Annotated in this window: 23 protein-coding genes and 1 other RNA gene; 22 read left to right on the forward strand and 2 right to left on the reverse strand. The window is 72.6% G+C overall.

Features of this window, described 5'->3' with window-relative positions; all coding sequences use genetic code 11:
• The first annotated feature begins 14 nt into the window (after positions 1–14).
• The 17 genes from FEF34_RS23670 to FEF34_RS23750 all read left to right on the forward strand — a co-directional run bounded on the left by FEF34_RS23670 (position 15) and on the right by FEF34_RS23750 (position 18,727).
• Positions 15–1,250 carry a serine/threonine-protein kinase gene (locus FEF34_RS23670; RefSeq protein WP_138054936.1) on the forward strand — a complete coding sequence of 412 codons (1,236 nt, stop codon included), beginning with the start codon at positions 15–17 and terminating at the stop codon, positions 1,248–1,250.
• A gap of 435 nt (positions 1,251–1,685) precedes the next feature.
• Complete coding sequence (gene prfB, locus FEF34_RS23675) at positions 1,686–2,792, forward strand: peptide chain release factor 2 (RefSeq protein ID WP_138054937.1); 1,107 nt, start codon at positions 1,686–1,688, stop codon at positions 2,790–2,792.
• A gap of 1,382 nt (positions 2,793–4,174) precedes the next feature.
• Positions 4,175–5,632 carry a helix-turn-helix transcriptional regulator gene (locus FEF34_RS23680; protein ID WP_267905252.1) on the forward strand — a complete coding sequence of 486 codons (1,458 nt, stop codon included), beginning with the start codon at positions 4,175–4,177 and terminating at the stop codon, positions 5,630–5,632.
• Between the two features lie 199 nt (positions 5,633–5,831).
• On the forward strand, positions 5,832–7,196 hold the full coding sequence (locus FEF34_RS23685; protein ID WP_138054938.1) for a YcaO-like family protein: 1,365 nt from the start codon (positions 5,832–5,834) through the stop codon (positions 7,194–7,196).
• A 12-nt stretch (positions 7,197–7,208) separates the two neighbouring features.
• A complete protein-coding gene (locus FEF34_RS23690; RefSeq protein WP_138054939.1) occupies positions 7,209–7,868 on the forward strand; it encodes a TOMM precursor leader peptide-binding protein in 660 nt (219 codons plus the stop codon).
• Positions 7,865–9,622, forward strand: a complete 1,758-nt coding sequence (locus FEF34_RS23695; protein WP_138054940.1) for a TOMM precursor leader peptide-binding protein — start codon at positions 7,865–7,867, stop codon at positions 9,620–9,622. Before FEF34_RS23690 ends, FEF34_RS23695 begins: the two co-directional genes overlap by 4 nt.
• Entirely contained in the window at positions 9,613–10,341 is a 729-nt protein-coding gene (locus FEF34_RS23700; RefSeq protein WP_138054941.1) for a nitroreductase family protein, read from the forward strand. The genes FEF34_RS23695 and FEF34_RS23700 overlap by 10 nt, the downstream gene beginning before the upstream one ends.
• Complete coding sequence (locus tag FEF34_RS23705; protein WP_138054942.1) at positions 10,341–11,480, forward strand: PqqD family protein; 1,140 nt, start codon at positions 10,341–10,343, stop codon at positions 11,478–11,480. Before FEF34_RS23700 ends, FEF34_RS23705 begins: the two co-directional genes overlap by 1 nt.
• 215 nt (positions 11,481–11,695) lie before the next feature.
• Complete coding sequence (locus tag FEF34_RS23710; protein WP_234042536.1) at positions 11,696–14,113, forward strand: hypothetical protein; 2,418 nt, start codon at positions 11,696–11,698, stop codon at positions 14,111–14,113.
• Positions 14,103–15,056 (forward strand): thiopeptide-type bacteriocin biosynthesis protein, encoded by a 954-nt coding sequence (locus FEF34_RS23715; protein WP_138054944.1) that lies wholly within the window; start codon positions 14,103–14,105, stop codon positions 15,054–15,056. The genes FEF34_RS23710 and FEF34_RS23715 overlap by 11 nt, the downstream gene beginning before the upstream one ends.
• An 85-nt stretch (positions 15,057–15,141) precedes the next feature.
• Positions 15,142–15,306, forward strand: coding sequence for a thiocillin family RiPP (locus FEF34_RS23720; RefSeq protein WP_138054945.1), 165 nt, complete (start codon positions 15,142–15,144; stop codon positions 15,304–15,306).
• A gap of 87 nt (positions 15,307–15,393) precedes the next feature.
• Complete coding sequence (locus tag FEF34_RS23725; RefSeq protein WP_138054946.1) at positions 15,394–15,552, forward strand: thiocillin family RiPP; 159 nt, start codon at positions 15,394–15,396, stop codon at positions 15,550–15,552.
• 99 nt (positions 15,553–15,651) lie between these two features.
• A complete protein-coding gene (locus FEF34_RS23730; protein WP_138054947.1) occupies positions 15,652–15,831 on the forward strand; it encodes a thiocillin family RiPP in 180 nt (59 codons plus the stop codon).
• A gap of 130 nt (positions 15,832–15,961) precedes the next feature.
• Positions 15,962–16,147 (forward strand): thiocillin family RiPP, encoded by a 186-nt coding sequence (locus FEF34_RS23735; RefSeq protein WP_138054948.1) that lies wholly within the window; start codon positions 15,962–15,964, stop codon positions 16,145–16,147.
• A gap of 339 nt (positions 16,148–16,486) precedes the next feature.
• Complete coding sequence (locus FEF34_RS23740; protein WP_138054949.1) at positions 16,487–17,311, forward strand: helix-turn-helix domain-containing protein; 825 nt, start codon at positions 16,487–16,489, stop codon at positions 17,309–17,311.
• Complete coding sequence (locus tag FEF34_RS23745) at positions 17,298–17,522, forward strand: DUF397 domain-containing protein (protein WP_138054950.1); 225 nt, start codon at positions 17,298–17,300, stop codon at positions 17,520–17,522. Before FEF34_RS23740 ends, FEF34_RS23745 begins: the two co-directional genes overlap by 14 nt.
• 320 nt (positions 17,523–17,842) lie before the next feature.
• Entirely contained in the window at positions 17,843–18,727 is an 885-nt protein-coding gene (locus tag FEF34_RS23750) for a calcium-binding protein (RefSeq protein WP_138054951.1), read from the forward strand.
• A 182-nt stretch (positions 18,728–18,909) separates the two neighbouring features.
• On the opposite strand, the gene FEF34_RS23755 is transcribed toward FEF34_RS23750, so the two are convergent.
• Positions 18,910–19,101 carry a hypothetical protein gene (locus FEF34_RS23755; RefSeq protein WP_138054952.1) on the reverse strand — a complete coding sequence of 64 codons (192 nt, stop codon included), beginning with the start codon at positions 19,099–19,101 and terminating at the stop codon, positions 18,910–18,912.
• A 305-nt stretch (positions 19,102–19,406) separates the two neighbouring features.
• On the opposite strand from FEF34_RS23755, the gene ftsE reads away from it, so the two are divergent.
• The 5 genes from ftsE (at position 19,407) to ssrA (ending at position 23,255) form a co-directional block, all read left to right on the forward strand.
• Positions 19,407–20,096 carry a cell division ATP-binding protein FtsE gene (gene ftsE / locus FEF34_RS23760; protein ID WP_093660379.1) on the forward strand — a complete coding sequence of 230 codons (690 nt, stop codon included), beginning with the start codon at positions 19,407–19,409 and terminating at the stop codon, positions 20,094–20,096.
• Positions 20,097–20,137: 41 nt separating this feature from the next.
• Entirely contained in the window at positions 20,138–21,055 is a 918-nt protein-coding gene (gene ftsX, locus FEF34_RS23765; RefSeq protein WP_138054953.1) for a permease-like cell division protein FtsX, read from the forward strand.
• Positions 21,056–21,123: 68 nt separating this feature from the next.
• Positions 21,124–22,293 carry a S41 family peptidase gene (locus FEF34_RS23770; protein ID WP_171053065.1) on the forward strand — a complete coding sequence of 390 codons (1,170 nt, stop codon included), beginning with the start codon at positions 21,124–21,126 and terminating at the stop codon, positions 22,291–22,293.
• Positions 22,294–22,311: 18 nt separating this feature from the next.
• Positions 22,312–22,791, forward strand: coding sequence for an SsrA-binding protein SmpB (gene smpB / locus FEF34_RS23775; protein WP_109293916.1), 480 nt, complete (start codon positions 22,312–22,314; stop codon positions 22,789–22,791).
• A 94-nt stretch (positions 22,792–22,885) separates the two neighbouring features.
• Positions 22,886–23,255: a transfer-messenger RNA gene (ssrA, locus tag FEF34_RS23780) on the forward strand.
• A gap of 59 nt (positions 23,256–23,314) precedes the next feature.
• On the opposite strand, the gene FEF34_RS23785 is transcribed toward ssrA, so the two are convergent.
• Positions 23,315–24,574, reverse strand: a complete 1,260-nt coding sequence (locus tag FEF34_RS23785; protein WP_407698302.1) for an MFS transporter — start codon at positions 24,572–24,574, stop codon at positions 23,315–23,317.
• Positions 24,575–24,606: the final 32 nt, after the last annotated feature.

Here is a 24,606-nt window from a genome sequence, read left to right on the forward strand (position 1 = left end):
CTGAGGGAGCAGTCTTGGCACGGAATATCGGCAGCCGGTACACGGCCCATCAGATCCTGGGCCGGGGCAGTGCGGGCACGGTGTGGCTCGGCGAGGGACCCGAGGGCCCCGTCGCCGTCAAGCTCCTGCGCGAGGACCTCGCCTCCGACCAGGAGCTGGTCGGGCGCTTCGTCCGGGAGCGCACGGCACTCCTGGGACTCGACCACCCCCGCGTCGTCGGCGTGCGCGACCTCGTCGTGGACGGCAACGACCTGGCCCTCGTCATGGACCTGGTCCGGGGCACCGACCTGCGGACCAGGCTCGACCGGGAGCGCCGGCTGGCCCCGGCGGCCGCCGTCGCGATCGTCGCGGACGTCGCCGAGGCACTGGCCGCCGCCCATGCCGCCGGCGTCGTCCACCGCGACGTCAAGCCGGAGAACATCCTGCTGGACATGGAGGGCCGGCTCGGTCCCGGCGGAGCCCACCCCGCCCTGCTCACCGACTTCGGCGTCGCCAAGCTGATCGACACACCGCGCCGCACCAAGGCCACCAAGATCATCGGCACTCCGGACTACCTGGCGCCGGAGATCGTCGAGGGCCTTCCGCCGCGCGCCGCCGTGGACATCTACGCCCTCGCGACCGTGCTGTACGAGCTGCTCGCCGGCTTCACCCCGTTCGGCGGCGGGCACCCGGGCGCCGTGCTGCGCCGCCACGTCACGGAGACCGTCGTCCCGCTCCCCGGCATCCCGGACGAGCTGTGGCGGCTGATCGTCCAGTGCCTGGCCAAGGCGCCCGCCTCCCGGCTGCGCGCCTCCGAGCTGGCGGCGAGGCTGCACGACCTGCTGCCGCTGCTCGCGGGGATGCCCCCGCTCGACGTGGACGAGCCGGACGCCGAGCCCGCGGAACCGTACGAGGATCCGGAGTACGCGGCGCAGCCGGCCGAACCGCGGCGCCGCGGGGCCGTTCCGCTGGTCCGCGGTTCGGCCACCGACTCCAACCGGGACACCCACACCTCCATGCGCGTCCCCGGACCCGACGAGCTGGCGGGGGGCGCCCGCGGCACGGCCCGCGCCCCGCGGGCTCCCGGCCAGCGCCGCCCCGGCTCCGCCCGGCACAAGGCGGGCGCCGTCCGCAGACGCCGGATCACACTGGGCGTGGCCGGCCTGGTGCTGGCCGCGGCGGCCGGTGTCGGCGGCTGGCTCGCGACGAGCGGGGACGACGCCTCCGCGCCCCCCGAGGACTCGAAGCAGTCGGCCCCGGCCCAGCCCTAGCTGTTCCGTCCTGGGACGCCCCGGCCCAGCCCTAGTGTCCTGCGCAAAGTTCCTAGGTAGTTCCAGCGCAGGCTCGAACGGCCAACGCGCTTGATCGGCGTCCGGAACCCCGGTCGCCGAGGCGCGGCAGATCTACCGACGGATTACTGGCGCAGGACACTAGCTGTTCTGTCCCGGGACGCCCCGGCCCAGCTCTCGGTGTTCCGTCCGGGGACGTGGTGGACGGTGAGGCAGATCTCGGCTGAGCGGTCTTGAACGGGTGAGGGCCTTCCGGGTTCGGTGTGGATTGCGCGTCCACACTGGCAGGAAGGCCCTCCCGGCCAGCATGCCGGGCACGCCCCGGAAGCCCCTCCCCGTGGTCGGGGACCGCCCTCGGACGGCCGGACGTCCACAGGCGCGACGGGCGTGTCGCGCGATGCCGTTACCCTTGGACGCGTGGCAGTCGTCGATGTATCCGAAGAGCTGAAGTCCCTCTCCTCGACCATGGGGTCGATCGAGGCCGTCCTGGACCTCGACAGGATGAGGGCAGACATCGCCGTGCTCGAGGAGCAGGCGGCGGCGCCGTCCCTCTGGGACGACCCCGAGGCGGCGCAGAAGATCACCAGCAAGCTCTCGCACCTGCAGGCCGAGGTCCGCAAGGCGGAGGCGCTCCGCGGGCGGATCGACGACCTCGAGGTGCTCTTCGAGCTCGCCGAGGCCGAGGACGACCCGGACACCCGCGCGGAGGCCGAGACCGAGCTGGAGGCCGTCCGCAAGGCACTGGACGAGATGGAGGTCCGCACGCTCCTCTCCGGCGAGTACGACGAGCGTGAGGCGCTGGTCAACATCCGGGCCGAGGCCGGCGGCGTGGACGCCGCCGACTTCGCCGAGCAGCTCCAGCGCATGTACCTGCGCTGGGCCGAGCGCCACGGCTACGGCACGGAGGTCTACGAGACCTCGTACGCGGAGGAGGCCGGTATCAAGTCGACCACCTTCGTCGTGAAGGCGCCGTACGCCTACGGCACGCTGTCGGTGGAGCAGGGCACGCACCGTCTGGTCCGCATCTCCCCGTTCGACAACCAGGGGCGCCGCCAGACGTCCTTCGCGGGCGTCGAGGTCCTGCCCGTCGTCGAGCAGTCGGACCACGTGGAGATCGACGAGTCCGAGCTGCGCGTGGACGTCTACCGCGCCTCCGGTCCCGGCGGCCAGGGCGTCAACACGACGGACTCCGCGGTCCGCATCACCCATATCCCGACCGGCATCGTGGTCTCCTGCCAGAACGAGCGCTCCCAGATCCAGAACAAGGCGAGCGCGATGAACGTCCTCCAGGCGAAGCTCCTCGAGCGCCGCCGCCAGGAGGAGCAGGCCAAGATGGACGCCCTCAAGGGCGACGGCGGCAACTCCTGGGGCAACCAGATGCGGTCGTACGTCCTCCACCCGTACCAGATGGTCAAGGACCTGCGGACGGAGTTCGAGGTCGGCAACCCGCAGTCGGTGCTCGACGGCGAGATCGACGGCTTCCTGGAGGCGGGCATCCGCTGGCGGAAGCAGCAGGAGAAGTAACGGCACAGCCGTAGCCGACGGCCGCGTTCCTTCGGGGGCGCGGCCGTTCGCCCTCCCCGTCCGGCCCCGTCCCGCCACGGTCCCGAACCTTCCCTTCCCGCCCCCTTCCCTTCCCTTCCTGCCGCGGTCCCGTCCGGACGGGACCGCGGCAGGAAGGCGGTTCCCGACGGCATCGGAGCGGCGACCGGACGCGGATCCGCCCCAGGCGCGGCGGCACTCTTCCGGCCACCGGACGCCTTCGGCGGTAGCTCGCCCTCGGAGCCGATGGTGACGGCGCCGCCCTCTCCCGGCTCCACGGGTTCCGCGGGTTCCGCGCCCGGGGCCCGCCCCGACGGAGGCGCCGACGGCCCATCCCGGTAAGCCGCTTGCGCAGGCTCAATTTCTCCTCAAGAAGGCGGTGTTCGACATGCGCCGCCGATCGGGCAGGGATAGATTCTCGAATCCGGGCGGAGGCTGATTGCGCGACCGCGGGTCCACTGGGCCGGGGCTGCGCGTCCACTCCCCTTCATGAGGATTCACGCGGATTCAAGCGGATTCACGAGGACTCACGCGGATCCATGCGGAGGTGCTCGGGGCGGCCGGCGTCTCCGCGTGGTCCCGCCGGGACCCGGTGGCGTGTGCGGGTGTCCGCTCCCTTATCCGCCCGGGGTACTCGCCATCACTTATGCGCACCGCAACTGGCTTTCGCCGCACCGCGTGGTGCGAGATTCCGCGACGTACATGAAAGCCGGATTCACTCCGGACCGCCTCCCGGTGCCGCACGACCTGAACTGGCATACCGTCATATACGGCTCACCATAAGGAATTTGCTGCTGCGATCCCCTTGAGGGGAGGTGGCCCGGAGGCCCGAACGGTGCGGTCGCCGACCGGGATCCCGTCGCCCCGGTGGCGAGCCGGATGGTATTGGGTGTGCGCCCGAGCGTCTGAGGAATTGATAGATTCACAGGGAACTCATAACGATGCCCGTCCATTCAGGGTGAATCGGGCCGCCGGTTGTCCCGTCTGGCACACCACGCTTCCGGCCGAACACGTTCTGTAGTGCATCCGGTTCGGGTCCAAATCGGTTACAGGAGTGTGGGCGGGTGGGAATGGTGTTTGCTCCTCGGTTCCCTCGGGGCGAGAAATAGATGAAACCTGAACTGGTGGGCTGGTTCCTTAAGCGAAGTTCCTCCGACTGACAAAGAGAAGTTCAGGAAAGGCCGCCTCGGCAGGCGGGTTTGCCTATTCTCGGTACGGCAGCAGCGTCATCGGCGGTCATGCACCTATGGGCGGCCGGAAGCAGCTGACGACGGACGTTCCGCCAAGCACTGCCACTATTCGCAGGAGAGGCAAGGATGGTCGGGCACAGCGGCAGCGGGCCCTCCGAAGAAGGCGCCCATTCCGTGCTCCACACGCGACTCATACCGCCTTTGCTCGGTCCCCTTCTGGACCGCCCCAGACTGTTCCGGACGCTCGACAAGGGAGTGACGAGACGACTCACCCTCGTGGTCGGTCCGCCGGGGGCCGGCAAGAGCGCGCTGCTGGCCTCCTGGGCCAGATCGCTGCCCCTGGGCGAGCCGGCCTGGCTCACGCTCGACGCCGACGACAACCACGCCCCCCGGCTCCTCGCCCACCTCGCCGCGGCCCTGGCCCGCGCCGCGGCCTCCCGGGGCGGCGAGGGGGAAGGGGCGCTCCGCTTCCGCGACGGGGTGGGGGTGCCGGCCCTGCTCCGCGAGGTCGGCCGGCTCCCGGAACCGCTCGTGCTGGTCGTCGACGCCTTCCACGAACTGCGGCCCGGGCCGGCGCGCAGCGCCCTGTTGCAGTTCGCCCGCTACGCACCGGACGGGCTGAGGGTGGTGCTCGCCACCCGCAGGGAGCCGGACCTGCCTCTCCACAAGCTTCGTGCGGGCGGTGAGCTCACCGAGGTCAGAGGTGCCGATCTCGCGTTCACCCACGAGGAGACGGCGGAGTTGTTCCGGGCGCAGGGAGCGGAGCCCGGTGGCGACCAGGTCGCCGCCGTGGTCCGCTGCTCGGGAGGCTGGGCCCTGGCGGTCCGCTACGCCTCCGCCAACCCGGTCCGGGGAGACGATCCCCGCTCCTGCCTGGAGGGCTGGTCCCAGGCCATCCGCCACTGCTCCGACTTCCTGCTGTCGGAGCTGCTCGACCCGATGCCCGCGGACGACCAGGACGTGTTGCTGCGCACCAGTCTGCTCGGCGAGTTCAGCGCGTCCCTGGTGCGCGCCCTGACGGGCCGCGCCGACCTCAATCGGGTGCTGCGCAGGCTGTCCACCGAGCACGACCTGCTGGTGCGCGACGACGAGTGGACCTACCGGCTGCCCAATCCGCTGATGCGCGGTGTGCTTTCGCGGGAGCTCACCGAGCGGTACGGCTGGCTTGAAGTGAGCCGGCTGCTGGGCAAGGCGGCCCGCTGGTACGAGGACCTGGGCGCGGTCTCCGCGGCCCGGAGGTACGCGGCGGCCGCGCAGGCCTACGGGGCGGGGCCCGCGCCGGGTGGCGGCATCATCCTCCCGCCGGGGCTGGGCCGCGCCGGTGGGGAAGTACCCCCGTGGGTGCCCGCGGGTGACGCGGCCCCATCACCCGCTCCGTCATCCCCCGGTGAGCCGGCCGGACCGGTCCACCGGTCGGCCGCGGCCGCCGACTCGCTGACGCGCAGTGAACTCGACGTCCTGAGACTGCTGCCGCTGGGTCTGACGCTGGATGAGATCGCCGCTCGCCGTCATGTGTCCCTCAACACCGTCAAGACGCAGGTACAGGCCATCTACCGCAAGCTGCAGGTCGGCCGCAGACGCGACGCGGTCCGGGTCGCCGCGGAGTGCGGTCTGATCGGTCCTCGCGGCTGAGCCGGTGCGCCCGCCGCCGTGGCGGGAACCACGCGCCCCGGATCGCCACGGGCGGTGCCCGGCACGGGGGTGATGCGCCGTCACCCTCTCGCCGTCCGGGCCGGGGACGCGTTTCACCCCCGACGCGTGATGCCTTCTCCACCGTTCCACCGGTTGGCTTCAGCCGATCGCTGTGCACGCAGAGGACAGGAGGCAGCCAGTGCTGGATGCACGTGCGAGTGGTGACCGGACCGCCGCCGCGGACCGGGGGGACGGCGCGACGGAGGACGACCTCGCCGGGCTCCGGCGGCTGGAGGCCGTCGTCGGGCCGGCCGGGCGGCCGGTGCGGGGGTCCCAGCTCCTCCCCACCCTGCCGGGCGAGCCCCCCTACTCGGTCTTCGTCTCGTCCATCGGCGACCCCACCGCCCTCTGGTCCGACAGCCCCGCCCAGCCCCAGGGCCTGGACGGCGCCGGAGGCGGCACCGACGCCGAACGGGCCCGGCTGATCAGCGTGGCCGAGGCGCTGGAGCGCTACACCAACTCCTTCTACCAGCCGCATCTGGTGCGCTGGGCGACCGCGGACGAGCTCGGAGACGAGGCCGTCGACCTCGACACGCTCCCGCGCTGCTCGGACGCGGAGCTGTCCGACGAGTCGAACTGGCTGATCCGCCCTGACGGGTCGCTGCCGCAGCGCTGGGTGCGCGGCTGGTCGCTCACCCGGAGCCGCCCGGTCTGGATCCCCGCGTCCTACGTCTGGCTGTTCACCGCACACGAGGCGATCGGGGAGCGGATCGCCAATCCCATCTCGACCGGCTGCGCGATCCACTCGGATCTGCACCAGGCCCTGGTGAACGGGATCTGCGAAGCGATCGAACGCGACGCGATCGCACTGGTGTGGCTTCAGCGCCTCGAACTGCCGGAGATCGACGTCGCGGACGAGCCGTCCCTGCGGGAGCAGCGTCGGCGGGCCAGGGACGGCTTCGTGGAGTACCGCTTCTACGACGCCACCACGGACGTGGGCGTGGCCACGGTCTACGCGGTCGTACTCAGCGACCACAACGACACGCTGGGCCAGCTCGTGATGTGCGCGACCGGGACCGACCCCGCGGAGGTCATCCGCAAGATCTACCGGGAGGCGGCCTCCTCGCGCATCGCCCTTCAGGCCCCGCACTCCGTTCCCGAGGACCCGCGCGACTTCACCAGCGTGCTGCACGGCGCCCTCCACATGGGCCGCCCGGAGCGGCGGGACGCCTTCGGGTTCCTGCTGCGACGGCCGCGCACCACCCGGGTGCCCGCGGATCTGCCACGGGCACCGGACGGCCCTCCCGCGCGGCGTCTCTCCTGGCTGGTGGAGCGGCTGGCCGCGGTGGACGCCGAGGTGATCGCCGTGGAGCTGACGACGGACGAGGCCCGACGGGCCGGACTCCGCTCGGTACGGGTCGTCGTGCCCCAGCTGATGCCGCTGTCCTTCGTGCACCGCAACCGGTATCTGGCCCATCCCCGGCTCTACCGGGCACCGGTCGCGATGGGGCTCACCAGCCACCCGGAGCACGAACTCAACCCCGACCCGCAGCCCTTCGCCTAGGAGAGAACCGCCGTGCCGTTCACCACCGCACCCGCACACGTCCTGTGGACCGGGACGTTCGGCAGGAGGGTCGCCGACCACCTGACCTCCCTGACCGACTGGCCCTCCGCCACCGCCGACGCCCTGGGGAGCCGGTCCGCCGAGTGGCCCCACACCGAGCTCCGCGTGCTCGCCCTCTGGCGGGATGAACCCCGCCTCCTGGCGGACGTCTCCCGGCTGCACAGCGTCTGCCGCACGACCTGGCTCCCCGTCGTCCAGGAGTTCCCTCTCATCCGGATCGGCCCACTGGTCGTGCCGGGCCGGGGCCCTTGCCACTCCTGCTACACACGACGGCGGGCCCAGCACGACAGGGGACGCGAGGTCTCCCGGGCCCTGCAGGAGTCGCGGGAGGCCGACCCCGGGCACGGGATCGCCGGGTTCACCGACGCCCAGGCCATGATCGTGGCCGGCCTCGCCGTGGATCTCCTCACCCGGTACCGCACCGGGGAGGGCGCGCTAGCGGGGCAGGTGACCTTCTACAACGTGCTGAGCCGGTCCCTGTTCTCCGACACGGTCATCGGCGTCCACGGCTGCGAGGAGTGCGGGCCGCCGACGGCCCCGGACGACGGCTGGCGGCGACTGGCCGCCGAACTGCCGCTCACCACGGGCACCGTGGCGGGAGGCGAACGGTGAGCTCCGTCGTCAGCGTTCCGGGACAGCGCGGCATGCCCGCCGCCGCCGTCGCCGCGGCCGTGCGCCACGATCCCCAGTTCCGTCTTCCCGTCCGCCCGCAGCTCTGCCGGGGGCTCCACGTGGTCGACACGCCGGACGGCGTGGTCATCGACGGAGGCGCCGAACGCCAGCATCTGCGCGGCGCCTCGGCCGCGGTCCTCCGTCGGAACCTGCTGCCTCTCCTGGACGGCAGCAGGGATCTCGCCGCGCTGGCCCACGCGACCGGGTGGAACGACTCGGCCGTCCACCAGGCCGTGGCCACCCTGTACTTCGCCGGGGTGCTCGAGGACGCGACAGAGGCCGTACGGCCACCGGAGGGTGACGGGCCGTCGGAGCCTGCCGCGGTCTGGATGTCGCGGACGCTGGACTGCGCCCGTGTGCACCCCCACTCCAGCCATGCGGCGCTCGCCGCGGCACGGGCCAGGGTGCGGCTGAGCGTGCGGGCGTCCTGGCGGCGGCCCCTGCGGACGGCGCTGGCCGACCTCGGGATCACCGATGTGCTCCCGCTCGCCCCCGGCGAAGGACTGCCGGAGGACGCGCTGGTCGTCGCCGACCTCGCGGCGCCCCGCGCGACGGTCGACCGGATCGTCGAGGAGAGCGCCCGGCGCGGCGTGCGGCTGCTGCTGGCGGACGAGCGGGACGGGCGCGTCGCCGTGGGCCCGCTGGTGGACCCCTCGGCGACCGCCTGCGCACACTGCGCCCGCGCCGCCGTCGCGCTCCGGCCCGGTCCACCCGAGTGGTTCCGCGAGGCGGCCCCCACCCCGGGTGCGGCGACCGCGGCCGGACTGATCGCCGAGGAGCTCCGCGCCCTGCTGCTCAGGGGGGAGCCGGTCCAGTCCCTCGGAGGGCAGCTCGTCGTGGACCTCGCCGACATGTCCACCACCACGTACAAGCTGACTCCCGAGGCCGGCTGCCGCACCTGCTACCCGACCGCCGAAGGCCGTACCGGCCCCCTGCCGGAGGACGGACCGCTTCACTACGAGCACGCCGTGGCCTTCCCTCCCCGGCATCTGGTCAACCCCAAGGCGCACCAGCACCACTTCCGCCCGGAGAACGTCGGGCTCCAGTTCGAGCGACTGAGGTACCCCAACAATCCGCAGCATCCGCTGCCCGAGGCGTCACTGGCGGACCTGGAGAAGCTCGCCGCGGGTACGGAGCCACCACCGTGGCCGGAGGCACTGGCGGCCGTGATGCGTTTCACCGCGGGGCTGCGCGGCCCCGGCGACGAGGGGGAGTCCCGCGACTCCGGGCGGGTGAACCGGTGGGCTCCGACCGGCGGCAACCTGGGCTCGCCGCATGTCTACGCGCTGCTGCGGGGCGTCCCCGGCCTCCCCGACGGCGTCCACTACTACGACGCCGCCGACCACGCCCTCACCGCCATGCACCCGCACACCGACCACCTGGGCACGCTCCTCGCGGCACTGGGCGGGGACGCCGACGGCGGGGAGCGGCCCGGCGCGCACCTGGTCCTGGCCTCGGACGTCGGCCGCGTCGCCCGGAAGTACGGTCCGTTCGCCTACCGCGTGGGGAACCTCGACACCGGGTGCGCCCTGGCCCAGCTCGCCCTCACGGCCCGGGCGATCGGGCTGGCACACGGCCTGCTGGACCCCCACCCCCTGCAACGGCACCGGGAGCTCCTCGTGGGCGCCGGCGGTCCCGCGCTCATCACCGCCGCCGTGCGGCTCCAGGACGAAGGGAGCGGCTCATGCCGCTGATCGACACGGCCGGCCTCACCGAGCAACTGCTGGCCGCACCGCCCCCCGCATCCGCATCCGCATCCGCATCCGCCTCCGCCTCCGCCTCCGCCGACGTCCGGCCCGGCGCGGCTCCCCCGCTGCCCGGTGACCCGGTCCATGCGCTGCGCCGCCGCAGCGCGCAACGGCACTGGGCGCCCGAACCGCTGGACGGGGACGTCCTCGTCAAGGCCCTCGCTTACGCCTTCGAGCAGGACGGGCGGCTGTGGCGGTCGGCCTTCCCCACGCTGCCGACGCCGACCGCGACCGTGCTGGTCCAGAGACTCCTCGACGTTCCGGAGGGCTGCCACCGCTACGAGCCCGAGGGGCGGCGGCTGGTGCCCGAGCCGCGTGCCCTGCCGCCCCTCGCGGACCTGGTGCTGCAACTGGAGTTCGCCGAGGCACCGGCCCTGGTGGTGGTGCACGGCGATCTGGCGGCGGCACTCGAACGGCGTGGTGCGGGGGGCCACCGGCTGCTGCTGGCACGCGGCGCGGCGCTGGCCCACTCCGCATGGCTCGCGGCCCTCTCCCTGGGAGCCGTCGGCTCCGTGTTCGCCGGTGTGCTCGGAGCGGCGGGACGCACCCATCTCGGCCTCGACGGGTCCGGCCGGGCACAGCTGATCGGCCTGGCGCTCGGTTCCCCCCGCCGGGTGCGGCCGGCCCCGGCCCCGGCGCCGGGCGACCGGACCGGGGAGTGGTGATGGCCCGCTCATCCACCCATGTGGCCTCCGGCAGCGCCCAGCCGTCCTGGCTGGACACCGAGCGCCCGGCCATGCGCCCCGACGTCGAGATCACCGAAGGGCTGAACCGGGAACCGCTCGCCTACGACCCCGTCAACCGCCACTACACCCGGCTGTCGAGCAGCGGGGCCGCGATCCTCACGGCCCTTGACGGCTCCATGACCGGAAGGGAGTTCGCCGCCCGGGCCACTGGCGCGGGACGCGGTGACGGCTCCACCGAGCAGGTGGTGCTGGACTTCCTCGGGGAACTGCGCGCCGCCGGACTGCTGACCGTGCCGCCCGCCCGTGGCCGGGACGCCTCGGCCGTGCGCTTCGCACGCCGCGGTCACATGCCGCGCCTGCCGCTGGTGGGTGCCGGGGTGCGCGCCGTGCTGGACCCGCCCGCCTCGCTGCTCCGCCGCGCACCGCGGCCGTTCGCCGCGCTGTGGCTCGCCGCGGCGGTCCTCGCGGTGTGGGGGGCGGGATCGGTGCTCGCCGCTCCGCTCGCGGCCGGCGGTCCCGATCTGTCCCTTCCGGTGTGGGGCTGGACGGTCGTCGTCTGCGGCATGCTGCTGCAGACGACCCTGCACGAGCTGGCCCACGGACTGGCGTGCCGCTACTACGGCGTCCCCGTCCGGGAGATCGGCGTCGGCCTTCTCTTCTACCTGGTCCCGGTGGCCTATGTGGACCGCACCGACGCCCACCGGCTCCCCGGACGCGGCTCCCGGGTGGTCATCGCCCTGGCCGGAGTGGCCCAGGACGTGCTGTGGCTGGGCGGCTGGTCGGCGCTGTCGCTCTACGCCGAGGGGCAGTTCGGGCAGCTCTGCCTGCTGATGGTCTGGCTGCAGATCGGCCTGCTGCTGGCGAACCTGAACCCACTGCTCCCCACCGACGGGTACCACGCGCTGGAGTCGGCCATGGGCGCGCTGAACCTGCGCTCGCGCGCCTTCACCGCTCTGCGGTGCCGGGTGCTGCGGCAGCCGCCGCCGAGCTGGCTCGCCGTCCGTAGCCGCTCCCGGCAGCTGCACTACCAGGTGTTCGGACTCGTCTGCCTCGCCTACGCGCTGCTCGTCGCGGTCTTCTGCGCACGCTCTCTGCTCCTGCTGTTCGGGGGCGCGTGATGACGACCTCGGCCGCGAGGCAGTCCCCGTCCTCGACACCTACGCAGTCCCCGTCGTCGGCTCAGTCCCCGTCCTCGGCTCAGTCCCCGTCCTTGGCGCAGTCCTCGGCCGCGAGGCAGTCCCCGTCCTCGACACCTACGCAGTCCCCGTCGTCGGCTCAGTCCCCGACCGCGACGCGAGCCGTGGACGGGCCCGCCGCCGGACACCCCCTGGCCGTGGGCCCGGCCCTGAGCAGGGTCGCCGGACTCCCGGCGGCCGCTGTGGCACCGCTGGCGGCCGAAGAGGTCGCCGAGGTGCTGGACGGGATCGCCGCGGCCCGCCGGGAGCTGGCAGCCCTCGCACCGACGGTGACCGGTCTGCTGCACGAGGCCGTGCCGCTGATGCCGACCACCGGCGCGCGCCGGTCGGTGCTGCGCTGGCGGAGAGCCGCGCACGCCGGGAGACCGGACCTGGTGCCGCCGGAGCTGCTCGCGCAGGTCCGCGAGGCGCTCGCGGCAAGGGACGCCTCGGCACTGGAACGCTGGGCGGAACGGTCCGGGGCCCTGGCCGAGCTGCGGCAGCTGCTGGGCCGGCGTGCCGGGGCCGCGGAGGCCGCCGAGGAGCGGACACTGCGGCACCTCATGAGCCTGCCCGCCGTCTCGAGCGCGCTGGCACTCGTCTCGCCCGTGTTCTCCCGTCGTGTACGGCAGCCGGACGGGCGGCCGCTGGACCGGGGAGAGCGCCTGACCGCGTACGGGTACGCCGTACGGTCCGCGCTGAAGGCCAGTCCGTTGTCCTCGCTCACCCATGTCTCGGTACCGGGAGAGGATCACGGCGCACGGGTCCGGGTCGGCCTGCACCCCTTGGCCGGCCGGGCGCTGCTGCGGGCCGCGGCCGTCCGGGACGGGGTACGCGGCCTGGTCCGCTGGCGGGTCAACGGCTCCCTGCGCGCGGCGGGCCCCGCCGCCCGCCTGAGCGAGCCACGGCAGTCGGTGACCGATGGCTGGGCCTGGTCGGACGACGAGGTCCTGGACGCCAGCGGGAGGGAGGACCTGTTCGCGGCCCTGCGCGAGCCGGGGAGGCTGCCCGCCGTCCGGCTGGCCCGCTATCTGGAGGCCGGCCTGCTGGACATCGACGACCCCTGTCCGCAGGACGGGCTCCTGGACTGGCTCGCCACGGCACTGGCCGCATCCCGTGACCCGTCGGACCTCCGGGCGGCCATGCGGCTGCGGACCGCGGCGGGCGAGCTGTCGGTCATCGCAGGCGGCGACCCGTCGGTCCGGGCCGACGCGCTGGTACGGCTGCGCGAAGCGCTGGGGGACGCCCTCGGGGCGCTCGGCGCCGCCGACGACTGGCCGCTGAACGACGTCACCCTGGTCTACGAGGACCGGGCCGGCACCCCGCCGGCCCGCCCGCTGGACGCCGAGCGGGCCGCGTCGCTGCGGCGCCATGCCGGGGCCGCGTGCGACAGCCTGCGGGTGTCCCCCGAGTACCAGGCGCTCACGGACGCGTTCGTGGCGCGGTTCGGCCCGGACGGTGTCTGCGACGACGTGTTCGGCTTCTGCCAGGAGCTGGCCGCCTTCGGAATCCCCGGCGGGCCCGGAGCCCCCGGCGGGCCCGGCGCTCCCGGAGCCTCGGGAGCCCCTTTCGGCTCCGCCCCCGGCACGGCCCGCCGCCCCGCCCGTCCGGGGCGGTCGAGCGGCCTCCCCTCGGTCGCGGTCGTCGCCCAGGAGTGCGACGCGGACGGTGACGGCCCGCACCTCGTCGTCAACCAGGTCTCATCGGGCACGGGAGGGCTGGTCGCCCGCTTCCACCGGCTGTACGACTCCGCCGACGGCACGGGCCCGGCCGGCTTCGCCGAGCGGCTCCGCGCCTGGGTGCGCACCCTTCATCCGGACGCCGAGTGCCTGGAGTTCGTCCCGGCACGCGAGGCCAATCCCCTGCAGGGGGACAGCTGCGGCCTGCTTCCGGCGCTGCACTGGCCCACCGCGCCGCGCCGGTCCGGTCCGGGCGTACCGGTGGAGGAGCTGGAACTGGTGCACGACGGCAGGCGGAACGCCCTGGAACTGCGCCGCCGGAGCGGCACACCGGTGGCCCCCGTCTACCTCGGCACCGTCCCGCGCCATCTGGTGGGCGGAGCGGCCCGGTTCCTGCTCGTCCTGGCGGACCCCTGGTGGCTGCCCCCGGGTCTCGCCGACGGCACGCGCCCCGACGACCCGCCGGGGCTGGGACGCGCCGTGTCGGCACGGCACGTCGTGGCGGGCGCGGCGGTCCGGCGGGCGCACTGGCGGTGGGAGGCGTCCGAGGTACCGCGCCGGGAACCGGGTGAGGAACTGGCGGTCTTCCTCGAACGGGTGGACGCCTGGCGGCGCGCCCACGGCATGCCCGCCGAGGTGTACGTCAGGGGTGAGAGCGGCTCCCCGCAGCGCGGGGACAGGGCCCGCAAACCCCTGTGGCTGGCCTTCGCCTCCCCCACGGGACTGGACCTGCTGGACCGCCTGACCGAACGGCCCGGAACGGTGGTGGTGTTCGCCGAGTGCCTTCCGCGGCGCCCCGTCGGGGAGGGACCAGGCGCCCATGTGGTCGAGCACTGCGTGCACTTCGCCCGCCCGGCGCGGGGCACGGAACCGGAAGGGTGCCGAGATGGCAGCTGAGGAATGGCTCTACGCCCGTGTCCACCACACCGGACACCGGGACGGCGAACTCCTGCTCACCGACCTGGTCCCGAGCTGGGTCGAGGCGGCTGAGCACGCGGGCGTCCGGCGGTGGTTCTTCCTCCGCTACGCCGATGCGAGCGGCCCGCATCTGCGGGTGCGCTTCCGCGGCACCCCCGACGCGCTCGACGGCTGCTGGGAGGCCGGCCGCGCCCTGTGGAAGGAGCACGTCCGCCCGCCCGACCGGGGGGAGGTCCACCGGCTGCACCCGCTGGCGGAGGAGGGTCTGCCCGGTCGCGGCAGCCGCCGGCTCAGCCTGGGCCTCTACGGCCGGGAGCACCACTACTACGGATCGCCTCCGGCCGTCGACATCGCCGAGGAGGTCTTCCAGGCCAGCAGCGAGCTGTGCCTCGACGCGGTCCGGGCGACCGGGGCGGACCGCACGGCCAGGGCGCATCTCGCGGTACGGGTGATGCGGTCCTGCATGGGCTCGCTGGGGCTGCGACAGCGCGAGCGGGTCTGGCGGCTGCACTGGGGCCACTGGACCGGCGTCCTCGCCGGGGACCCGGAGTCGCTCCGGGAGACGGAGCGCATCGCCGAACGATGGCCGGCGGTCGCACGACCGTCCGCCGGTGTCCGGGAGGCCGCGCGGCCGGTCGCCGCCTCCGCCGGTGCCGGGTCCGCCGCCGAGCTGCCCGCGGCAGCGGACGCGCTGGGCCGCGACCTCGCGGACGGTGTGCGCCGGGCCCTGCTCGCGGACCCCTCCGCCGTCGCCTCGCGGCTGCTGCTGATGCAGCTCCACATGACGCTCAACCGGCTCGGCTTCCTCCCCCTCGAAGAGGCCGTGCTCGGGCGGGTGGCGGCGCGGGCGGAGCGTCCCGCCTCCCCCCGGCTCCCTCCGGCGCTTCACGGCGCCTCCTCCGGCAACACCACCGCCCGTTAGCGGGCCCCGAGACCCGGCGCACGACAGGGCGCCGTAGCGGCCCCGTCCGGGGCCGCAGCGTGAAGATCACGAAAGGAACAGCGTGATGAACGAACTCGATCTGCGCATCGAGCAGGAGCACCCCGAGATCGAGGTGCTCCCCGACACCCGGTCCGCGGGCTCCTGCGCCGGTTCTGCCAGCACGGCCGGGTCCTTCTCCTGCCCGGCGGGCTCCATCGGGAGCGTCGGCTCGGCCAGCAGCGCCGGCTGACACGGATCGTCCGTATCCGTCCGCACGGACCCGACCGCGGCTCCGGAACCCCGGAGCCGCACCACCTCGACACGACAGGAGACCGCAATGAACGACCTCGACCTGCGTCTGGACCAGGAGATGCCCGAACTGGAGGTGCTCCCCGAGGAGTACTCGGCCGGGAACGTGTCCTGCGCCGCCACCGTCGGCTCCGGTTCCTGCCCGGCCATGACCTGGGGGACCGCGAGCACCCTGAGCTCCAAGTAGCCCGCCCCACCACGGCAGGCCGGGGCGCGTGATCCCGGTCGGCCCCAGCAGACGAGCCGGCGGACACGCCGGTCACACGAGTAACGAGCAAGGAGACGCATGGACAGGTTGCCCGACACCGACGTACTGGAACTCGTGCTGGAGCGCGAACTCCCCGAGCTGGAGGTGCTGCCGGCCGGCTACGCCCCGGGCAGCACCCTCGGCAGCGCGGGGAGCATCAGCTGCGCGTCCTGCCCCGCCGCCTCGATCAGCAGCGCGTCGACCGCCAGCAGCCACTGAGCAGGACGACGGAACGGCGACGGACCAGCGCCGCTCGCCGCCCCCGTCGAGCCGAGGCGGCTCCGAGGACAGGCCGCCGCCGTCGGCCCGGCGGACCCCCCACACACGGACCTTCGTACAGGAGAAGAACATGAACGACATCACCCCGGCTTCCGGCCCGGTACTCGACCTGCGCCTCGATCAGGAGGCGCCGGAGCTGGAGGTGCTGCCGGCGGCCCACTCGCCCGGCAGCACCGTCGGCTGCGCCGGAACCGGCAGCTCCATCTCCACGCCGTCGGGATGCTTCAGCAGCGCGGGCACGGCAAGCAGCGTGTGAGCGCCTGCCATCCCGCAGGCCGTTGACGGACGGCCGGTGAACGGGCCCGCGCCCGTCACCTGAGGACGTCCCGGCCGCCGGGGCGGCCGACCCGCGCCCACGAGGGCGCGGGCCGGTCGCCCCTCCCAGGCCTCCGCAGCGGATGCGGGGGCTCATGGCCGGCCCGGCGCGCGCCACGTTCCCCCGCCTGTCGCGCCGGGCCGGTCTCCGCCCCTTCCGCCCAACACCGGGGTCCGCACGGCCCGTCGACCGGTTCCGGTCACGGAGCGATGTCGATTGCTCTACGCTCGGTAGTGGCCGCCGCGAGGTGACGGCGACTCTGCACCGGGGGAGTTGGGCGTGGCGATCGAGGACAACCCGCAGTCCCGTGAGACGTACGGCGTGGAGCTCAGGCGCCGTCGTGAGGCGGCCGGTCTCACCCAGGAGGAGCTGAGCCGGCGCGTGGTCATGTCCCGCACCCACATCGCGCACATCGAGGCGGGCAGGCGCAGGCCGGATGTCGAGGACGCGCGGCGGCTGGACGGCGTGCTGGACAGCGGTGGTTTCTTCGAGCGCTTCCTGCCGTCGCTGAAGGAGGGCAAGGTCGCGGAGCACTTCGCGGAGGCGCTGGAGCTGGAGCGCCGGGCGAAGGTGATCCGGGAGTACGCGCCGAAGCTGGTTCCGGGCGTCCTCCAGACGGCGGCGTACGCCCGGGAGGTGCTCGGGTCCGGTTTTCCGGCCAAGACGGCCGAGGAGCGCGACAGACTGCTCGCGACACGCCTTGAACGCTCCGTCATCCTGGCCGACTTCCACGCTCCGGTGTTCTGGGCGCTGCTGGACGAGGCGGTGCTGCGTCGTCCCATCGGTGGTCCGGACGTCATGGGCGAACAACTCAGGCACGTTGCGGACTTGGGCGAGAGCCATCGCATCCGAGTGCATGTGCTCCCCTTCACGGCCGGTTTCCACGCCCTGGTGGAGGGCTTCGTCTCGCTCATGTGGTTCGACGATCTGCCACCGGTCGCGTACGTGGAGGGCCTGAAGACGGGGCGAGTGCTCGAAGTCCCTTCCGTGGTGCGCGATTGCCAGGTCGCATACGATCACGCACTGGGGGACGCGCTCTCGCACCGCGAGTCCCTGGCTCTGATCAGGTCTGTCGCGGAGGAGTACGAGCATGCACAGTCATGAGCAGGTCGTCCCCGACGCCGCCGCCATGTGGCGCAAGTCCAGCTACAGCGGCGGCAGCAGCGGCGACTGCGTCGAAGTCAACGACTCCTGCCCCACCCGCGTCCCCGTCCGGGACAGCAAGAACCCCCGTGGTCCCGTCGTCGTTTTCGGCGCGTCCGCCTGGACGGCCTTCGTCGGCTCCCTCAAGGCCCATCCGTGCAACCCTGCGTGACCGCGGTTGTCGTTGCCGTGATTCGCGGGCGGGAAGCGGCAATCCGCCGACGTCTCGCTTTGTCGACAAGGTAACCGGCCGCAGGCGAGGCGTAGTTCCCCTCTTACGTCACAGTTATGCGCCCCACCTCGGTCAACTGGCCTTATTTCGGGCATCGCACGAGCAATGAAACTTGACGCGTCCGCGGAAACTGGGAAGGCTGGCGCGCGGCATGCGTACCTGTGGGGCGGGTGTGAGCGGGGAAGCGGAAGCGCGACCCTGAGCGGTCACCGCCCCTGACGCTGCACTACAAACGAATCAGCTACTGGGGGTAGCAACAGATGACCAAGAAGACGCGGGTTCGCGTCGCGCGGATAGCCGCCGGAGCGGTGATCGCCGCCGGTGCTTCCCTGACCGCTGCGGGCGCGGCGCAGGCCCTCGGTGCCGGTGACCTGGGCGTCAGCGCTGAGGTGACGCAGGAGGGTGCTGAGATCGGTCTCGGCATCCGTGAGGGCGAGGACGCCGGGACCAGCCTCGGTCAGACGAGCGGCGGCACCACTGACGGTGGTGCGACCGACGGTGGTGCGACCGACGGTGGGGCCACTGACGGTGGTGCGACCGACGGCGGGGCCACGGACGGTGGAGCCGCGGACGGTGGAGCCACGGACGGTGGAGCGACCGACGGTGGAGTGACCGACGGCGGCACCACTGACGGTGGAGCGACCGACGGTGGTGCGACCGACGGTGGTGCGACCGACGGTGGTGCGACCGACGGTGGGGCCACGGACGGTGGTGCGACCGACGGCGGTAACGCCAATTCCGGCGGTAACGCCAACTCGGGTGGCAACGCCAATTCCGGTGGCAACGCCAATTCCGGCGGTAACGCCAACTCGGGCGGTAACGCCAACTCCGGCGGCGCCACCGGCGGTGACCAGGGCGGTTCCACCGAGGGCTCCGCGACCACCGGCGGTTCCGCCGCGACCGGTGGCGGCGACGGCGGCTCCGACGGCTGCACCGTGAGCATCGAGGGTGCCGAGTGCGCCGACAACACCGACACCGACTCCGCCGGCTCCCAGCCGGTCGAGCAGGGCAAGGCCAAGGAGGAGCTGGCCGAGACCGGCGCCGCCGAGACCACGTTCCTGCTGGTCGGCGCCGCGACGATGATCGCCGGCGGCATCGGCTTCCGTATGCTGCCCCGCCTCGTCGGCGGCCGCGCCGCTGTCTGATCGGGCCTGTTCGTCCTCGATCCACGCGATCGGATGTGACGCACGGTAGTGATCCGTCACAACTTGTGACAGGGGTCCGGGAGCCTGTCGGCTCTCGGGCCCCTGTGCGTTCCCGTGTGATCCCGTGTGATCCCGTGCGTTCCCGTGGGGTTTCGGCGCCTGGTCCGGCTCCGGCCGGCCCGTCAGGCGGTCTGGTGCGCCAGAAGGGCCAGCGCCGCCACGAGCACCACCAGCAGCGCCACCAGCGCCACAGGGTTCAGGCCCGCGAAGGGGCCCTGCTGCTGCAGGCGCTCGCGACTGGCCCGGCAGACGGGGCAGCGGCCCTCCGCGACGGGCGCGGCGCAGTTGGCGCACACCAGTCGGTCGTAGGTCATGCGCTCTCCTCCTCCCGCGCGGCGGAGCCGCCGGCGGAGTCCGTTCTCTCAGCGTTCCTCGGCGGTTCTCCGCGTGTCTCTCCGCGCAACGCTCCGGGAACCGCATCCGTTCCCGGTACCACTGTGCCAGCTCGCGAGCGATTCGGCGCGCCCCGTCGGGTCACACCCCTTCCGGGAGGCTCGGGTGCGCGGCAAGCGAGGGGTATCCATCCGACAAATCGCGCAACTCCGGGCGGTGACTGCACGCGCCATCCTCGTTCGCGTATGGTCACGCACACATACTCCCGGCCGACCGTGGTGCACTCGTGATCCGATTCGACAACGTCTCCAAGAGCTATCCCAAGCAGAACCGCCCAGCCCTGCGCGACGTCTCCCTGGAGATCGAGAAGGGGGAGTTCGTCTTCCTCGTGGGCTCGTCCGGTTCCGGCAAGTCGACCTTCCTGCGGCTGATCCTCCGCGAGGAGCGCACCAGCCACGGCCAGGTGCACGTCCTCGGCAAGGACCTCGCGCGCCTGTCCAACTGGAAGGTGCCCCACATGCGCCGGCAGCTCGGCACCGTCTTCCAGGACTTCCGCCTGCTGCCGAACAAGACCGTCGCGGAGAACGTGGCCTTCGCGCAGGAGGTCATCGGCAAGCCGCGCGGTGAGATCCGCAAGGCCGTTCCCCAGGTCCTCGACCTGGTCGGTCTCGGCGGCAAGGAGGACCGGATGCCCGGTGAGCTCTCCGGAGGCGAGCAGCAGCGCGTGGCGATCGCCCGGGCCTTCGTCAACCGCCCCATGCTGCTGATCGCCGACGAGCCGACCGGCAATCTCGACCCCCAGACCTCCGTCGGCATCATGAAGCTGCTGGACCGGATCAACAGGACCGGCACCACGGTGGTGATGGCCACCCACGACCAGAACATCGTCGACCAGATGCGCAAGCGCGTCATCGAGCTCGAACAGGGCCGGCTCGTACGCGACCAGGCGCGCGGTGTCTACGGCTACCAGCACTGAGCAGGTACTGAGCAGGTAGAGGAAAGGCTGAAACACTCGCCATGCGCGCCCAGTTCGTACTGTCGGAGATCGGCGTCGGTCTCCGCCGCAATCTGACGATGACCTTCGCGGTGATCGTCTCCGTGGCCCTGTCGCTCGCCCTCTTCGGTGGCGCCCTGCTCATGCGTGAACAGGTCAGCACCATGAAGGACTTCTGGTACGACAAGGTCAACGTCTCCATCTACCTCTGCAACAAGAACGACGCGGAGACGGACGAGAAGTGCTCGAAGGGTGCCGTCACCGCCGAGCAGCGGGAGCAGATCAAGTCCGACCTCGCGGACATGAGCATCGTCGAGAAGGTCCACCACGAGTCCGCCGACGAGGCCTACAAGCACTACCGCGAGCAGTACAGCGACACGGCCATCGCCACCGTCATCACGCCCGACCAGATGCAGGAGTCGTTCCGGGTCAAGCTGAAGGACCCGGAGAAGTACAAGGTCGTGGCGACCGCCTTCGCCGGCCGTGACGGCGTCCAGTCCATCCAGGACCAGCGCGGCATCCTGGAGAACCTCTTCAACATGATGCGGGGCATGAACGTCGCGGCCCTCTTCGTCATGGGGCTGATGCTCGTCATCGCCCTGATGCTGATCGTCAACACCGTGCGGGTGTCGGCGTTCAGCCGCCGGCGTGAGACGGGGATCATGCGTCTCGTGGGGGCGTCCAGCTTCTACATCCAGATGCCGTTCATCATGGAGGCCGCCTTCGCCGGTCTGCTCGGCGGTCTGGTCGCCTGCGTGATGCTCCTGGTCGGCCGGTACTTCCTCATCGACGGCGGGCTGGCCCTCTCCGAGAAGATGCCGTTGGTCAACTTCATCGGCTGGGACGCCGTGATAGCGGTACTGCCGCTCGTCCTCGTGATCGGGCTGCTGATGCCCTCCATGGCCGCTTTCATCGCGTTGCGCAAGTACCTGAAGGTGTGACGAGCGCCCCGGGCGCCGTACGGGTCAACGACCCTACGGCGCCCTTCGCTTGTCCTAGAGTGGGCGCCATGCTGGGCCCCGGATCACCCAAGGTGCCCCGTGGCCTGCGCCACGGGGCGGTCCTGACGCTGGTGTTCGCCGGCGCCCTCGTCACCGGTTCCGCGACGGGCCTGCTGCCCAGCGGTGAGGGCGAGCCGCCCGAGCCCCGCGTGCGGGCCGCCGCCGCCACGGTCGACCGCGAGGAGATCGCGCGGGCCGCCGCCGAGGCCGCCGCGGACGGCAAGTCCGGCGCCAAGGCCGCGGAAGAGGTCGTGAGCCGCAGCGGGGACCGCTGGGGCGCCGTGTACGACAAGGGCGAGTACGAGGAGTTCGCGCGCGCCCTCGACGGTTCGTACACCGGTGTCGGCCTGTGGGCCAGGCGCGGTGCCGACGGCCGGGTCGAGGTCGCCCGCCTGCAGCGCGGCGGTCCCGCCGACAGGGCCGGCATCCGCGTCGGCGACCAGCTGCGCACGGTCGACGGCGCCCGGATAGACGGCCGGCCGGTCAGCGAGGTGGTCCGGCTGCTGCGCGGTGACGGCAAGAGCGCCGGCGCCGGCTCGTCCGTCGTGCTCGGTCTCCAGCGCGGTGACCGCACCTGGGACCGGACGCTGCAGCGGGCCCGGCTCGCCACCGAGGCGGTCACCGTCCGCAAGCTCGGCGGCGAGGCCGTGCTGATCAAGGTCGCCGCCTTCACCAAGGGCGCCGGGGAGCGGGTGCGGCAGGCGGTGGAGTCGGCTCCCGAGGGCGCCGGGGTCCTGCTGGACCTGCGGGGCAACGGCGGCGGTCTGGTCTCCGAGGCCGTCACGGCGGCGTCCGCCTTCCTGGACGGAGGGCTGGTCGCCACGTATGACGTGCGCGGCGAGCAGAAGGCCCTCTACGCCCGGCCCGGCGGGGACACCGAGCGCCCCGTCGTCGCCCTCGTGGACGGCGGCACGATGAGCGCGGCCGAGCTGGTCACGGGCGCCCTCAAGGACCGCGGTCGCGCCGTGACCGTCGGTGCCCGCACCTTCGGCAAAGGGTCGGTGCAGATGCCGGAGCGGCTGCCCGACGGGTCCGTCGCCGAGCTCACCGTCGGTCACTACCGCACCCCGTCCGGTCACGACGTCGACGGTCGGGGCATCACCCCCGACCTGGCCGTGAGCGAGCGGGCGGAGGAGCGGGCCCAGACGGTATTGAGTGGCCTCGGGGCGGGGTCGTAGTGCGAAAATGACCGCACTATGGCTAAGGAAAAAGGGCGCAAGCTGATCGCGCAGAACAAGAAGGCGCGGCACGACTACCACATCCTCGACACCTACGAGTGCGGTCTCGTGCTGATGGGCACAGAGGTGAAGTCGCTGCGTCAGGGACGGGCCTCGCTGGCGGACGGGTTCGTCCACATCGACGGCCACGAGGCGTGGCTGCACAACGTCCACGTGCCGGAGTACAGCCAGGGCACCTGGACCAACCACAGCGCCCGGCGGAAGCGGAAGCTGCTGCTGCACCGGGCGGAGATCGACAAGCTGGAGTCCAAGTCCCAGGAGACGGGGCACACGATCGTGCCGCTCGCCCTGTACTTCAAGGACGGCCGGGCCAAGGTCGAGATCGCCCTCGCGAAGGGCAAGAAGGAGTACGACAAGCGGCAGACCCTGCGGGAGAAGCAGGACCGCCGCGAGGCCGACCGGGCGATGTCCGCGGCGCGGCGGCGGCAGCGGGCCTGAGCCCGACGGACGGAATACGCTGGCACGGTCGTGCGTTGGTCACGTACGATGGCTCCTGCCCTCCCCGAGGGGGCGGGTTTTGAAAAAACAACATGGGGATGATCGGTTTCGACAGCGGCTGTCGAAGCAGGGGAAGCGTGTCGAGGAAGCGGCAATGATCTCGTAAACCATATGTCGCAACCAATAATCGCCAACACCAAGCGCGATTCCTTCGCCCTCGCTGCCTAAGTAGCGACTTGCGAAGTGTCAGCCCGGGGCTGTTCCCGACCCGGATCCTGGCATCAGCTAGGGAACTGAACCTCTAGGCCCGGTCACGGGGTGTAGAGGGAAAACAAACAGTGACTGAGCCCGTCGGAGACTTGTCCGCGTGATCTCCGGGGCCGAGAAAATCGCAGCGGACTGCACACGGAGAAGCCCTGATTCCGCACCGTTGGACGCGGGTTCGATTCCCGCCATCTCCACCAGTGGAACATCCGGGGGCCCGCCCCCGGACACCGCACCCCATGTGGGCGAGGCCCGGCTGTCATGACAGCCGGGCCTTCGTCGTGCGGGCCGGCAGCAGCGCCAGGGCCAGGGCCAGGGCGGCCGCCGTGACCGGGATCGCGTAGCCGGGGGCCGCGCCCGCGTGCTCCACCGTCCAGCCCCCCGCCGCCGAACCGGCCGCGATCCCGCCGAGCAGCGCCGTCACGGCCAGGGTCATGCCCTCGTTCAGCTGCCCCGACGGGGTGATGCGCTGGATCGTGGTCATGCCGGTCACCATGGTCGGCGCCGTCGCCATTCCGCCGAGCAGGAGCGCACCCGCGACGGCGAGCAGGGAGCCCGTGCCGGCCGCGGCGAGCAGCGGCAGAGCCATGAGGACCGTCATCGCGGCCAGACAGGTCCGCAGCCGGGCGGTACGGCGGACCCGGCCGTAGGCGAGGCCCGCGAGACACGAGCCGGCGGCCTGGAGGGCCAGTACCGCACCCGCCGCCGGACCGTCCACGAAGGCGATCGTGACGACCTCCGTCGAGCCGAAGACGGCTCCCGTGGCGAGGAAGACGGCGAGCATCGGGACCATGCCGGGTGTGCGCAGCGGGGAGCGGGGCCGCACGGTCCTGTCCGGCACGGGCGGCTCGGTGGACCGCTGGGCCGCGAACAGGACCACGCCCGTCAGCAGCAGCCCCGCCCCGACCAGGGTCCCGGCCTCCGGGAACAGTCCCGCGCAGAGCCAGGCGGCGAGCACCGGCCCGAGCATGAAGCACAGCTCGTCGGCGGCCTGCTCGAAGGAGTTCGCGGTGTGCCGGGCGGCCGGGTCGTCCTTCAGCAGGTGCGCCCAGCGGGCCCGGGACATCCCGCCGGTGTTGGGCGTCGTGGCGGTCGCGGCGTACGCGGCGAACAGCGTCCAGCCGGGGGCGTTGTGACGGACGCACAGCACCAGGGCGAGTGAGCCGAGCACGGCGAGCACGGTGGCCGGGACGGCGACGCGGGCCTGCCCGTGGCGGTCGACCAGCCGCGCGGTCCAGGGGGCGACGATCGCGGTGGCGGCCAGGCCGGTCGCCGTGACGGCGCCGGCGAGGGCGTACGAGCCGCGCTGCCCCGCAATCATGATCACGGCGCTGACGCTGAACATGCCCATGGGCAGCCGGGCGAGGAGGTTCCCGGCGGTGAAGGCCCGGGCCCCGGGGACGGCGAAGAGCCGGCGGTACGGGCCCGGCGGCCGGGTGGGGTCCGGCTCCCGCTTCCGGGACACCAGGACCAGGGTCCCGCCGGACGTGGTCATTCGGGGTGAGTTCGACTGTGGCATGGATCAAGGTTCAGGTCGGAGCCCCTCAGGGG

The sequence above is a fragment of the Streptomyces marianii genome (assembly GCF_005795905.1).
In the GTDB taxonomy this organism is placed as follows: Bacteria; Actinomycetota; Actinomycetes; order Streptomycetales; family Streptomycetaceae; genus Streptomyces; species Streptomyces marianii.

Coding starts and splice junctions, on each gene's coding strand:
- FEF34_RS23700 (WP_138054941.1), top strand. CDS start 9,613: ATGCCGCTGATCGACACGGCCGGCCTCACCGAGCAACTGCTGGCCGCA.
- FEF34_RS23705 (WP_138054942.1), top strand. CDS start 10,341: ATGGCCCGCTCATCCACCCATGTGGCCTCCGGCAGCGCCCAGCCGTCC.
- FEF34_RS23715 (WP_138054944.1), top strand. CDS start 14,103: ATGGCAGCTGAGGAATGGCTCTACGCCCGTGTCCACCACACCGGACAC.
- FEF34_RS23720 (WP_138054945.1), top strand. CDS start 15,142: ATGAACGAACTCGATCTGCGCATCGAGCAGGAGCACCCCGAGATCGAG.
- FEF34_RS23725 (WP_138054946.1), top strand. CDS start 15,394: ATGAACGACCTCGACCTGCGTCTGGACCAGGAGATGCCCGAACTGGAG.
- FEF34_RS23730 (WP_138054947.1), top strand. CDS start 15,652: ATGGACAGGTTGCCCGACACCGACGTACTGGAACTCGTGCTGGAGCGC.
- FEF34_RS23735 (WP_138054948.1), top strand. CDS start 15,962: ATGAACGACATCACCCCGGCTTCCGGCCCGGTACTCGACCTGCGCCTC.
- FEF34_RS23745 (WP_138054950.1), top strand. CDS start 17,298: ATGCACAGTCATGAGCAGGTCGTCCCCGACGCCGCCGCCATGTGGCGC.
- FEF34_RS23750 (WP_138054951.1), top strand. CDS start 17,843: ATGACCAAGAAGACGCGGGTTCGCGTCGCGCGGATAGCCGCCGGAGCG.
- FEF34_RS23755 (WP_138054952.1), bottom strand. CDS start 19,101: ATGACCTACGACCGACTGGTGTGCGCCAACTGCGCCGCGCCCGTCGCG.
- ftsX (WP_138054953.1), top strand. CDS start 20,138: ATGCGCGCCCAGTTCGTACTGTCGGAGATCGGCGTCGGTCTCCGCCGC.
- FEF34_RS23770 (WP_171053065.1), top strand. CDS start 21,124: ATGCTGGGCCCCGGATCACCCAAGGTGCCCCGTGGCCTGCGCCACGGG.
- smpB (WP_109293916.1), top strand. CDS start 22,312: ATGGCTAAGGAAAAAGGGCGCAAGCTGATCGCGCAGAACAAGAAGGCG.
- FEF34_RS23785 (WP_407698302.1), bottom strand. CDS start 24,574: ATGCCACAGTCGAACTCACCCCGAATGACCACGTCCGGCGGGACCCTG.